Source organism: Candidatus Tokpelaia sp., from assembly GCF_008636115.1.
In the GTDB taxonomy this organism is placed as follows: domain Bacteria; phylum Pseudomonadota; class Alphaproteobacteria; order Rhizobiales; family Rhizobiaceae; genus QLZD01.
In genome coordinates this window covers 1-12,988 of the sequence record NZ_QLZD01000033.1, presented here as the reverse complement: position 1 = coordinate 12,988, position 12,988 = coordinate 1, and the positions used below count along the sequence as shown (strand labels likewise).

The window sequence follows — 12,988 nt, the reverse complement described above, 5'->3', positions numbered from 1 at the left end:
AATAAAAAACCGCCGCTCAAAGCAAGCGGCGGTTAGAATTTTCATTCAGTGAAAACCCGGCAATACTCTGCCTGCCAAAGCAGCTCGGCCATCGGCCAAAAACACCTTTAAACCGGCACTTATTCCGCTACCGCAACCGGCTCCGGCGCAGTATCTGCCTGAGACTCTTCGGTCATATCGGTCAACATGGCCTTGGCTTCTTCCGCCCCGGTCGCCTTGCGCCGCTCGTCGACAATCATTTCATCGCGCGTAGTGGCGATACGGCGAATCTGGGCAATAGCGCCGCCAGTGCCGGCCGGGATAAGGCGGCCGACAATGACATTTTCCTTCAAACCCTGCAAAGTATCCATTTTGCCGGCAACCGCTGCCTCGGTGAGAACCCGCGTTGTCTCCTGGAAGGAGGCAGCCGAAATAAAGGACGGCGTCTGCAAAGACGCTTTGGTGATACCCAGCAGAACCGGATTGCCGATTGCCGGTTTTCTACCTTCAGCCGCCAGCCGCTCATTGACTTCTTCCAGCTCAATGCGGTCGACATGATCGCCGGCAATATAAGTGGAATCACCAGTCTCGGTAATTTCAACCTTTTGCAGCATTTGCCGCACAATGACTTCAATATGCTTGTCATTGATCAGCACGCCCTGCAAACGATAGACTTCCTGAATCTCATTAACCAGATAAGAAGCCAAGGCCTCAATCCCCTTAATTGCCAGAATATCATGCGGCGCCGGATTACCGTCCAGGATATAATCACCTTTTTCAATCTGATCGCCGTCTTGCAGGTGGAAAGGCCGTCCTTTCGGAATCAGATATTCTACCGGCTCCACTGTATGATCATCAGGCTCAATAATAATGCGGCGTTTATTTTTATAATCCCGGCCAAAGCGCACTGTTCCCGACATTTCGGCAATAATGGCGTGGTCTTTTGGCCGCCTTGCTTCAAACAGCTCAGCTACACGCGGCAAACCGCCGGTAATATCTTTGGTTTTTGTGCTTTCAGTCGGCAGACGGGCAATAACATCACCCGCTTTCACATGATCACCCGGCTCAACCGAAAGGATACTCTCCACCGACAGCAAATAACGCGCTTCACCGCCTTTCGGCAATTTGACGATTTTGCCTTTTTTATCTTTAATGATAATAGCCGGCTTTAAATCCGCGCCGCGCGGATTGGCCCGCCAGTCAATAACCTGACGTTTGGTGATACCGGTCGATTCATCAGCCGCTTCAGAAACGGAAAGCCCGTCAACCATATCTTCAAAGCCAATATAGCCTTCCATTTCCGTCATAATCGGCCGCGTATAAGGATCCCATTCGGCAATACGGCGACCGCGTTTGACCGTGTCGCCATCATCAACGAACAGGCGGGCACCATAAGAAACACGCTGGCTGGAACGCTCTTTGCCGGCTTCATCTTTGATAAGAACCGACATATTGCGCCCCATAACCACCAAATGCCCTTCCGAATCGCGCACTACATTGCGGTTTTTCAGCTCAATCACCCCTTCATAAGAGGCCTCGAGATAAGAGGAATCCACCACTTGTGCCGTGCCGCCAAGGTGGAAAGTGCGCATGGTTAACTGCGTGCCCGGCTCACCGATAGATTGCGCCGCAATCACGCCGACAGCCTCACCCTGATTAACCGGCGTGCCGCGCGCCAGATCACGCCCGTAACATTTGGCGCAAACGCCAATGCGCGTTTCGCAGGTCAAGGCTGAGCGAATCTGCACCGACTGAATACCGACTTTCTCAATTACTGCGACATCAGCCTCTTCAATCATACGGCCGCCTTCGACAATAACAGCGCCGGAAACCGGGTGCAAAATATCAAACAGCGCCGTGCGGCCGAGAATACGCTGCCCCAATGAGGCAACAATCTGCCCGACATCAACAATAGCCTGCATGGTCAGGCCCTTATCCGTGCCGCAATCAACTTCTGAAATAATCGCATCTTGCGCCACATCAACCAGACGGCGGGTCAAATAACCGGAATTAGCAGTTTTAAGCGCCGTATCGGCCAGGCCTTTCCGCGCCCCGTGCGTAGAGTTGAAATACTCATTCACGGTCAGACCTTCCTTAAAATTGGAAATAATCGGCGTCTCAATAATTTCGCCCGAAGGTTTTGCCATCAGGCCGCGCATGCCGGCCAGTTGTTTCATCTGATTGGCAGAACCGCGCGCGCCGGAATGCGACATCATATAAATGGAATTCATCGGTAATTGCCGGCCTGTCTCCGGGTCAAATTTGACCGCCTGAATACCTTTCATCATTTCTTCGGCAATACGATCCGTGCATTTGCCCCAGGCATCAACAACTTTATTATATTTTTCACCCTGCGTAATCAGGCCTTCATTATATTGCTGCTCATATTCCTTGGCCAAAGCCTCCGTTTCTTCAATCAGTTTTGCTTTGGTTTCCGGTATCACCATATCGTCCTTGCCGAAAGAAATACCGGCGCGGCAGGCATAAGAAAAGCCAAGCTGCATAATCTTGTCGCAGAAAACAACCGTCTCTTTCTGGCCGCAATGGCGATAGACATGATCAATCAATTTGGAAATATTTTTCTTGGTCATTTCCTGATTGACAATATCAAACGGCACATTGACATTTTTCGGCAGCAACTCGCCGATAATCATGCGCCCGGGCGTAGTATCATAAAGCCGGGCTGCCGGCGCGCCCTGCGCATCAACCGAAACATAGCGCCCCTTCACCTTGCTGTGCAAAGTGACAATACCGTTTTCCAGCGCGTGCTGCAGCTCACCCTGATCGGCAAATATCATGCCCTCACCCGGCTCTTTTTCCACCATAATCGACAAATAATAAAGGCCGAGCACCATATCTTGTGACGGCACAATAATCGGTGCGCCATTGGCAGGGTGCAAAATATTATTGGTCGACATCATCAAAACACGCGCTTCCAACTGCGCTTCCAGCGAAAGCGGCACATGAACCGCCATTTGATCGCCGTCAAAATCGGCATTAAAGGCGGTGCAAACCAGCGGGTGCAGGTGAATAGCCTTGCCTTCAATCAATATCGGCTCAAAGGCCTGAATACCCAAGCGGTGCAAAGTCGGCGCCCGGTTCAGCAAAACCGGGTGTTCGCGAATCACCTCATCGAGAATATCCCAAACTTCCGGCCGCTCTTTTTCCACCAGCTTCTTTGCCTGCTTCACCGTAGAAGAATAGCCTTTGGCGTCAAGCCGCGCATAAATAAACGGCTTGAACAATTCCAGCGCCATTTTCTTCGGCAAACCGCATTGGTGCAATTTCAGCTCCGGCCCGGTCACAATCACCGACCGGCCGGAATAATCCACCCGCTTGCCCAGCAAATTCTGGCGGAAGCGCCCCTGCTTGCCCTTCAGCATATCAGAAAGCGATTTTAGCGGGCGGCGATTGCCGCCGGTAATCACCCGGCCGCGGCGGCCATTATCAAACAGAGCGTCAACCGCTTCCTGCAACATGCGCTTTTCATTGCGGATAATAATACCCGGCGCTCGCAATTCCATCAATCGTTTCAGCCGATTATTGCGGTTAATCACCCGGCGATAGAGATCATTGAGATCGGAAGTGGCGAAACGGCCGCCGTCCAGCGGCACAAGCGGGCGCAGATCTGGCGGAATGACCGGCACTACTTTCATAATCATCCATTCCGGCCGATTACCCGAATCCATAAAATTCTCAACAATTTTCAGCCGCTTCATCAGCTTTTTCTGCTTGAGATCCGAGCTTGTCTCAGCCAGCTCAACCCGCAAGGTTTCAGCCAGTTTCGGCAGCTCCATGGCAGCCAGAATTTCATAAATCGCTTCAGCACCAATCATAGCGGTAAACTGATCTTCGCCAAATTCATCAACTGCCATTAAATATTCTTCTTCCGACAGTAATTGATGCATTTTCAGCGACGTCAGGCCAGGCTCGGTTACAATATAATTTTCAAAATACAAAACCCGTTCAATATCTTTCAGTGCCATATCCAGCAGCATGGCAATCCGGCTCGGCAAAGATTTCAAAAACCAGATATGTGCCACCGGCGCCGCCAGCTCAATATGCCCCATACGCTCGCGGCGCACGCGTGACAAGGTCACTTCCACCCCGCATTTTTCGCAGATAATGCCTTTATATTTCATGCGTTTATATTTGCCGCACAGGCATTCATAATCCTTGATCGGGCCAAAAATGCGCGCACAAAACAGCCCGTCTCTTTCCGGCTTGAAAGTGCGGTAATTGATAGTCTCCGGCTTTTTGATTTCCCCATAAGACCATGACAGGATCTTCTCCGGGCTGGCAATAGAAATCCGGATAGAATCAAAGGCTTGCGCCGGCGTCTGCGGGTTAAGATTCATAACCTCTTGGTTCATGCCGTTCTCCTTGAAGAGCTTTTATCCAAAGCCCGTTTGCAATGGCCAGATTGTGCCATCTCACCTGTAATAGACCAAACATCGCTTAAAGCGGTGACAAAGCAAGGCCTTTATCATAAAGGCCTTGCTCCTTTGCTATTCCACCGCTTCTGCCGCAGTTTCGCTGCGCGTCAGCAATTCACGCGTATCGTCCAGCTCAACATCAAGACCCAGCGACCGCATTTCCTTGACCAGCACATTGAAGCTCTCAGGAATACCGGCTTCAAATGTGTCGTCACCGCGAACAATAGCCTCGTAAACTTTGGTTCGCCCGGCCACATCATCTGATTTCACCGTCAACATTTCCTGCAACGTATAGGCTGCGCCGTAAGCTTCCAGCGCCCAGACCTCCATTTCGCCAAAACGCTGGCCGCCAAATTGCGCCTTGCCGCCCAAAGGCTGTTGTGTCACCAGCGAATAAGGGCCTATCGAGCGCGCATGGATTTTATCATCGACCAAATGATGCAGTTTCAGCATATAAATATAGCCGACTGTCACCTGGCGATCAAAAGCCTCGCCCGTTCTACCGTCATAAAGCACGACCTGCCCTGAAGTAGACAGACCCGCTTTTGCCAAAGCCGCATCAATATCGCTTTCATGCGCTCCGTCAAAAACCGGTGTAGCAATGGAAACACCATGCCGCATTTGCCCGGCCAGACGGAGAATACTGTCGTCATCATAAGAAGAAACAGGCTCATTACGATCATTATCCGGGATAATTTCGTTAATTTTGCCGCGCAAAGGCGCAACATCACCATTCTTCCTATAGGCTTCCAGCAAATCGCCGATCTGCCGCCCCATGCCGGCGCAGGCCCAGCCCAAATGCGTCTCCAGAATCTGGCCGACATTCATGCGGCTCGGCACACCTAACGGGTTGAGCACAATATCAACATGGGTGCCGTCTTCCAGAAAAGGCATATCCTCTACCGGCATAATGCGCGATACCACGCCTTTATTGCCGTGGCGGCCGGCCATTTTATCGCCCGGCTGGATTTTGCGCTTGACCGCGACAAAAACCTTGACCATTTTCATGACCCCGGGGGGCATTTCATCGCCGCGCTGCACTTTTTCTACTTTATCCATAAAGCGGCGTTCCAGCAGCTTTTTGGATTCATCATACTGGTTGCGCAAAGCTTCAATTCTACCCTGCAAAGCCTCATCTTCAACGGCAAACTGCCACCATTGCGACCGCGGATAATCCTGCAACAGCGCCGCATCAAGCTTTGTGCTTTTCTTGAAACCTTTCGGCCCGGCAATAGCCGCGCGTCCTGCCAGCATTTCTGCCAGGCGGCTGTAAATATTGCGATCCAGGATTGACTGCTCGTCATCACGGTCTTTCGCCAGGCGCTCAATTTCCTCCCGCTCAATCGCCATAGCGCGCTCATCTTTTTCAATGCCGTGGCGGTTAAACACGCGCACTTCCACCACTGTGCCAAATGTTCCGGGCGGCATACGCATGGAAGTATCGCGCACATCGGCAGCCTTTTCACCAAAAATGGCGCGCAGCAGCTTCTCTTCCGGCGTCATTGGGCTTTCGCCTTTCGGTGTAATTTTGCCGACAAGAATATCACCCGGCTGCACTTCGGCACCAATATAGACAATACCGGCTTCATCAAGATTTTTCAGCGCTTCTTCCGAAACATTGGGAATATCGCGGGTAATATCTTCCGGCCCCAATTTGGTATCGCGCGCCGCTACCTCAAATTCTTCAATATGAATGGAGGTGAAAACATCGTCAGCGACAATCCGCTCTGAAAGCAGAATGGAATCTTCATAATTATAGCCGTTCCACGGCATGAAGGCGACCAGAACATTGCGCCCCAAAGCCAGATCGCCCAAATCGGTTGAAGGCCCGTCAGCAATAATATCACCTTTCTGAATCATATCGCCAACATGCACCAGCGGGCGCTGATTGATACAGGTTGATTGATTGGAGCGCTGGAATTTTTGCAATCTATAAATATCCACACCGGTTTTTGCCGATTCAATATCTTCTGTCGCGCGGATAACAATACGCGTTGCATCAACCTGATCAACAACGCCGCTGCGCCTGGCCGCAATAGCAGCACCGGAATCGCGAGCGACAACCGGTTCCATACCTGTGCCGACAAATGGCGCTTCGGTTCGCACCAGCGGCACAGCCTGACGCTGCATGTTTGACCCCATCAAGGCCCGATTGGCATCGTCATTTTCAAGGAACGGGATAAGAGCCGCCGCCACAGAAACAAGCTGCTTGGGCGAGACGTCCATTAAATCAATCTGATCGCGCGGTGCCATTAACACTTCGCCGGCATGGCGGCAGACAACAAAATCTTCCGTCAGATTATTGCTGCCGTCCATGAGCGAATTGGCCTGCGCCACATAATGTCTGGATTCTTCCATTGCCGAAAGATAAACAACTTCATTTGTAACCTTGCCGCCGGTAATTTTGCGGTAAGGACTCTCAATAAAACCATATTTATTGACACGGGCAAAAGTAGCCAGCGAATTGATAAGACCGATATTCGGCCCTTCCGGCGTTTCAATCGGGCAGATACGGCCATAATGCGTGGGGTGCACATCGCGCACCTCAAAACCGGCGCGCTCCCGCGTCAAACCGCCCGGCCCCAAAGCAGAAAGCCGGCGCTTATGGGTGATTTCCGACAGCGGATTGGTCTGATCCATAAATTGCGATAATTGTGACGAGCCGAAAAATTCGCGCACTGCCGCCGCTGCGGGTTTGGCATTGATTAAATCCTGCGGCATGACTGTATCAATCTCAACCGAAGACATGCGCTCTTTAATGGCACGTTCCATACGCAACAGACCAATGCGATATTGATTTTCCATCAATTCGCCGACTGAACGGACACGGCGATTGCCCAAATTATCAATATCGTCAACTTCACCGCGGCCGTCACGCAGCTCAACCAGCATTTTAATAACGGCAATAATATCTTCCTTGCGCAAAATCCGCACTGTATCGGGGCAATCAAGCCCTAAGCGAATATTCATTTTAACGCGGCCGACAGCCGACAAATCATAGCGCTCGGAATCAAAAAACAGTGACTGGAACATGGCCTCGGCCGTTTCCATAATCGGCGGCTCACCCGGACGCATAACACGGTAAATATCAAATAAAGCGTCTTGACGGCTCTCATTTTTGTCAATAGCCAGACTATTGCGAATATAAGCGCCGACATTGACATGATCAATATCCAGCAGCTTAATCTCGTCTATGCCGATTTCAGTCAAAACCTTCAGCGCATTTTCGTCAATTTCATCACCGGCTTCAAGATAAATTTCACCAGTCTCGTAATTGACAACATCTTCCGCCAGATAAAGACCGAAAAGATCCTCATCTGTCGCTTTAATAGCCTTCAGACCTTTTTCTGCCAGTTGTCTGGCGGCGCGCGCTGTCAGCTTGCGCCCAGCTTCTGCCGCAACTTCACCCGTATCGGCATCAATAATATCGGCAACAAGCTTCACACCTTTAAAACGCTCAGGTGAATATGGAATACGCCATTCTTTGCCGCTTCGGGCATAAGTCAACGTCTTGTAATAAGTGGACAATATTTCCTGTCCGTCCATTCCCAGCGCCATCAGGAAGCTGGTGACCGGAATCTTCCGGCGGCGATCAATGCGGACATAAACAATATCCTTGGCGTCAAACTCAATATCCAGCCATGAACCGCGATAGGGAATAATACGCGAAGCAAAAAGCAACTTGCCAGAAGAATGAGATTTGCCTTTATCGTGATCAAAGAAAACACCGGGAGAGCGGTGCATTTGCGAGACAATAACCCGCTCAGTGCCGTTGACAATAAAAGTCGCATTTTCTGTCATTAGCGGCATATCGCCCATATAGACATCTTGCTCTTTAATGTCTTTAATAGATTTTGCCCCTGTATCTTCATCAATATCAAAAACAATGAGGCGCAGGGTAACTTTTAAAGGCGCAGCATAAGTCAGATCACGCTGGCGGCATTCTTCCACATCAAATTTCGGCGCATCAAACTCATAACGGACAAATTCAAGCATGGACGTCCCGGCAAAATCCGTAATCGGGAAGACGGATTTAAAGACTGTTTGCAAGCCTTCGTCCGGGCGCCCTCCTGCCGGCTCCTCCATCATCAGAAATTGATCATAGGAAGCCTTTTGCACTTCAATAAGATTAGGCATTTCCGCCACTTCGGGGATTCTGCCAAAAAATTTGCGCACGCGCTTACGACCATTGAATGAAAGGGTCTGAGCCATCATTGATCCTTGATCTTTTCTTCCGACAGATAATTGCGCCGGAACCGCTTCCGTTTGCTGATTTTCATCAGCATCTCCCGGATATGGAACTTTGTTCCCAAAGCCCGCAATCCATGCAAAACCGTATCAGACTCCCCTTGTATTTTACCGGCCCCAAACACATAGCGGCACAATCAGGAAAATCTGCAAATTCTTTTATCCCCTTCAAAACAACCAAACCCATTTCCCGGCAGCAATAAACCACCGGAAAATGAGCCATCATCAGAGTATAAATTCACTACGGCCAAATCTCCCCCAAACTATAATTGCCGATTATTATGCGGCATATTAAACGGATTCAACCATATATGAACGGAGCATTCTCTCACAATTTGCAACGGCAAATCCCATTTCGAGAAGCGCCTCATGTCTTAAAGCAGAAAACTCAAACGAAATTATTTAAGTTCAACCTTGGCACCCGCACCTTCCAGCTGAGCCTTGATTTTTTCGGCTTCGTCCTTGGCAATAGCCTCTTTAACGGCTTTAGGAGCAGCTTCGACCAGATCCTTGGCTTCTTTCAAACCAAGACCGGTAATAGCGCGAACTTCCTTAATCACATTGATCTTCTGCGCACCGCCTTCAACCAGAATAACATCAAATTCTGTCTTTTCTTCGACAGCAGCAGCACCGGCAGCAGCGCCGGGAGCAGCAGCAACAGCCACCGGAGCAGCAGCAGAAACGCCCCATTTATCTTCCAGCATTTTAGACAATTCTGCAGCTTCCAGAACAGTCAAAGTTGAAAGAGTCTCAACGATCTTTTCAAGATCAGCCATATTCATATTCCTCACATATAACACAAAGTTCAAACATTACAAGAAACGACCTTAAGCCGCTTCGCTCTTCCGGGCATAAGCACCGATAACCCGCGCCAGCTGGCCGGCGGGAGCAATGGCAATTTGCGCAATGCGTGTAGCCGGGGTAGAAACCATAGCCACCAGTTTTGCTCGCAATTCGTCCAGAGAAGGCAAGGAGGCCAAAGCCTTCACACCTTCCGCATTCAAACTGGAAGAGCCCATTGCGCCGCCAAGAATAACGAGTCTATCGTTAAGCCTGGCGAAATCTACGGCGATTTTTGGCGCCGCAACCGGATCAGAAGAATAGGCAATCACTGTTTGCCCTTTAAACAAATCAGCGATTGTTGCAGCCTCTGTGCCCTGAAGAGCGATTTTGGCAAGGCGGTTTTTCGCGACTTTAACGGAACCGCCAACCGCACGCATCTTGACCCTGAGATCATTCATCTGGGCGACGGTGAGACCCGAATAATGCGCCACAACAACCGAACCGGACTCTTTCAAAGTCCCATTGAGCCATGTGACAAATTCGCGTTTTTCCGCTTTATCCACTGTCTCTCTCCATTTGGCAGATTGGCAACCCAATCTGCCGGGTTTCACTCAGCCCCGCAAAACAGCTTGCAGAACCGCTCTCAACTCCTGTCCCCTTCTATGTGCAGGACACAGAGAAAGTAACATATCAGGTTCAAACTTCATGTCCTTTTCAAGAAAAGGCTTTATGTTTTCCCCAGTCTCATGCGGGTTTTCATTTTTAAGATGCAAGCATCACCAGCAATCTCGGACAGGATTGTCAGGATTGCTCCCGACTTTTTCAGGCTTGCGCCCGAACAGGCAGTTTCCCGCTTATAGCGGCAAACAATCTCATTTTGCGCCGAAAAAATCCGACACAAACCGGAATCAGGCAGAACGGACTGACCCGACATCAATTTTGACACCAATCCCCATAGTAGACGAAACTGCAATGCGTTTGACATATTCGCCTTTGGCACCGGCAGGTTTGGCCTTAATAACCGCTTCGGCAAAAGCGCGAATATTTTCAACCAGTTTCTCAACACCGAAAGAGGCTTTACCAATACCGGCATGGATAATACCCGCTTTTTCTACCCGGAATTCTACGGCACCACCCTTGGAAGCCTTGACGGCAGCAGCAATATCAGGCGTCACCGTCCCGACTTTGGGATTAGGCATCATACCGCGCGGCCCCAGAATTTTACCCAGGCGTCCAACCAAAGGCATCATGTCAGGAGTGGCGATACAACGATCAAAGTCAATTTTACCGCTATTAATATTCTCGAACAAATCTTCCGCCCCGATAATATCAGCACCGGCTGCTTTTGCTTCATCAGCTTTGTCGCCGCGAGCGAAAACAGCAACCCGGATAGAGCGCCCTGTTCCATTCGGCAGATTAACCACACCGCGCACCATTTGATCGGCATGACGCGCATCAACACCCAAATTCATTGCAACTTCAATAGTTTCATCAAATTTGGCAACAGCACGATCCCTGACCAAAGAGACCGCCTCATTCAGGGAATAAAGCCTGTTTCTGTCAACACCCTCGCGGATTTTCTGAAGTCTTTTTGCAAATTTTGCCATAATCTCAATCCACTACCTGCAATCCCATTGAACGTGCCGAACCCTCAACCATCAGCATTGCTGCTTCAATATTATTGGCATTGAGGTCTTTCATTTTAGCTTCGGCAATAATGCGAATTTTATCACGACCAATACTGCCGGCGCTCACTTTGCCCGGCTCTTTTGAGCCGCTCTTCAATTTCGCCTCTTTTTTGAGAAAATAAGAAACGGGCGGCGTTTTCATGACAAAAGTGAAGGATTTATCCTGATAATAGGTAATGAGAACAGGAACAGGCGAACCTTTCTCCATTTCTTGCGTAGCAGCATTAAACGCCTTGCAAAATTCCATAATATTAATGCCCCGCTGGCCCAAAGCAGGGCCGATCGGCGGAGAAGGATTTGCCGCAGCCGCGGGCACTTGCAATTTTAACTGGCCTGCAATCTTTTTAGCCATTATAACCTGCCTTTACTATATTGCCTAAACAACAGCTTAACTTTGTTGATACAAACAGAAAATTCAGCATCAACCACGCAGTAGGCGGTGCGAAACAGCAAACGGCTAGTTTTCACTGTTTCTCCCGCCTATCACACAGAGGCCACAAGACCTCTTCATTTAGAGAGTGAAATACCCTCTAAAAGCACATATTGCCTAATCCGGATTATCAGCGGATTTTTTCTACCTGATTAAACTCCAGCTCCACCGGCGTTGCCCGCCCAAAAATAGAAACTTCCACCTTAAGTCTTGCCCGTTCTTCTTCCACTTCCTGAACAACACCGTTGAAAGAAGCAAAAGGCCCATCGGCAACCCGAACCTGCTCACCAATATCAAAAGAAATAGACGGTTTCGGCCTGTCTGCTCCATCTTTCACCTGATTAAGAATCGATTTCACTTCGCTGTCTGAAACCGGCACAGGCCTGGAATCGGAACCCAGAAATCCCGCTACTCTCGGCGTATTTTTTATCAAATGAAAGACGTCATCGGTCAAATTGGCGCGGACAAGAACATATCCAGGAAAAAATTTGCGCTCCGAATCCACTTTGCGTCCACGCCGAACCTCAACAAATTTTTCAGTCGGAACCAGAATCTGTTCAAAATAATCAGACAGCCCCTTACGCTCCGCCTCCTTCTCTATTGCTTCGGCCACTTTTTTCTCAAAATTTGAATAAGCCTGAACGATATACCAACGAAATGCCACCGCTTTCCCTTTGCCAAAATATTGAAACAAAAGCTTATCAGAACAAGCTGCCCAAATAATTTATTCCCCACCCCAAAACCGATGAGATAATCCAATCTGCCACAAACAAAAACAAAGCCGCCAAAATAACCATAATTACGACCATAACCGTAGAAACCCAGGTTTCACGGCGTGTAGGCCAGGTTACCTTTGCCATTTCGGCACGAACCTGCCGAAAAAATGTAATGGGACTGGTTTTTGCCACAAATATACCTTCCGCACAAATTACAGGAGACACCCCATAAGCGCGCACTCCTTCAAACAAGGCGCCAAATATGACGCAAAAACACAAATCCACACATCAGGGGCGCAAAATAGACTATCATTTAAAGAAAAGCAAGCCCCTCACACAATATTCCCAGATTAGCACTATTTAACGCAAAATCTACAGCCAATAAACCTATTAACGGCAAATCCACAGCTATTCATTACAAACCACAATCCCACCCCCTTGACACGCTTTATCTTCACTCTAATCCCGCATAACAGGCCGCAATCTCATGGCAGGGGCAGCAGGGGTCGAACCCGCGACCTACGGTTTTGGAGACCGTCGCTCTACCAACTGAGCTATACCCCTAGAGCCGCATATGAAGGATACCCCCATAATAAAGTGCAAACGGGAACGAGATTAAGCCTCCCGGCACGGGCAGCCTGTTTAGCTGCCCTGCCTTGAGCACTCAAACCTATTCTATAATCCTGGAGACTATACCCGCACCAACTG

At 49.5% G+C, this 12,988-nt stretch carries 8 protein-coding genes and 1 tRNA gene; all 9 read right to left on the bottom strand.

From position 1 onward, the window contains the following. Window positions 1-119: 119 nt before the first annotated feature. On the bottom strand, window positions 120-4,352 hold the full coding sequence (rpoC, locus tag DPQ22_RS06000; protein ID WP_150214138.1) for a DNA-directed RNA polymerase subunit beta': 4,233 nt from the start codon (window positions 4,350-4,352) through the stop codon (window positions 120-122). Between the two features lie 135 nt (window positions 4,353-4,487). Then, complete coding sequence (rpoB, locus tag DPQ22_RS05995) at window positions 4,488-8,627, bottom strand: DNA-directed RNA polymerase subunit beta (RefSeq protein WP_150214774.1); 4,140 nt, start codon at window positions 8,625-8,627, stop codon at window positions 4,488-4,490. 434 nt (window positions 8,628-9,061) lie between these two features. Beyond that, a complete protein-coding gene (rplL, locus tag DPQ22_RS05990; RefSeq protein ID WP_150214136.1) occupies window positions 9,062-9,439 on the bottom strand; it encodes a 50S ribosomal protein L7/L12 in 378 nt (125 codons plus the stop codon). Window positions 9,440-9,490: 51 nt separating this feature from the next. Next, window positions 9,491-10,009 carry a 50S ribosomal protein L10 gene (gene rplJ / locus DPQ22_RS05985; RefSeq protein ID WP_150214772.1) on the bottom strand — a complete coding sequence of 173 codons (519 nt, stop codon included), beginning with the start codon at window positions 10,007-10,009 and terminating at the stop codon, window positions 9,491-9,493. Window positions 10,010-10,354: 345 nt separating this feature from the next. After that, on the bottom strand, window positions 10,355-11,053 hold the full coding sequence (rplA, locus tag DPQ22_RS05980; RefSeq protein ID WP_150214134.1) for a 50S ribosomal protein L1: 699 nt from the start codon (window positions 11,051-11,053) through the stop codon (window positions 10,355-10,357). 4 nt (window positions 11,054-11,057) lie between these two features. After that, complete coding sequence (gene rplK, locus DPQ22_RS05975; RefSeq protein WP_150214132.1) at window positions 11,058-11,486, bottom strand: 50S ribosomal protein L11; 429 nt, start codon at window positions 11,484-11,486, stop codon at window positions 11,058-11,060. 208 nt (window positions 11,487-11,694) lie between these two features. Next, a complete protein-coding gene (gene nusG / locus DPQ22_RS05970) occupies window positions 11,695-12,228 on the bottom strand; it encodes a transcription termination/antitermination protein NusG (protein WP_150214130.1) in 534 nt (177 codons plus the stop codon). A gap of 37 nt (window positions 12,229-12,265) precedes the next feature. Beyond that, on the bottom strand, window positions 12,266-12,472 hold the full coding sequence (gene secE / locus DPQ22_RS05965) for a preprotein translocase subunit SecE (protein WP_150214128.1): 207 nt from the start codon (window positions 12,470-12,472) through the stop codon (window positions 12,266-12,268). A 296-nt stretch (window positions 12,473-12,768) separates the two neighbouring features. After that, window positions 12,769-12,844 (bottom strand) — tRNA-Trp (locus tag DPQ22_RS05960). Window positions 12,845-12,988 lie beyond the last annotated feature (144 nt).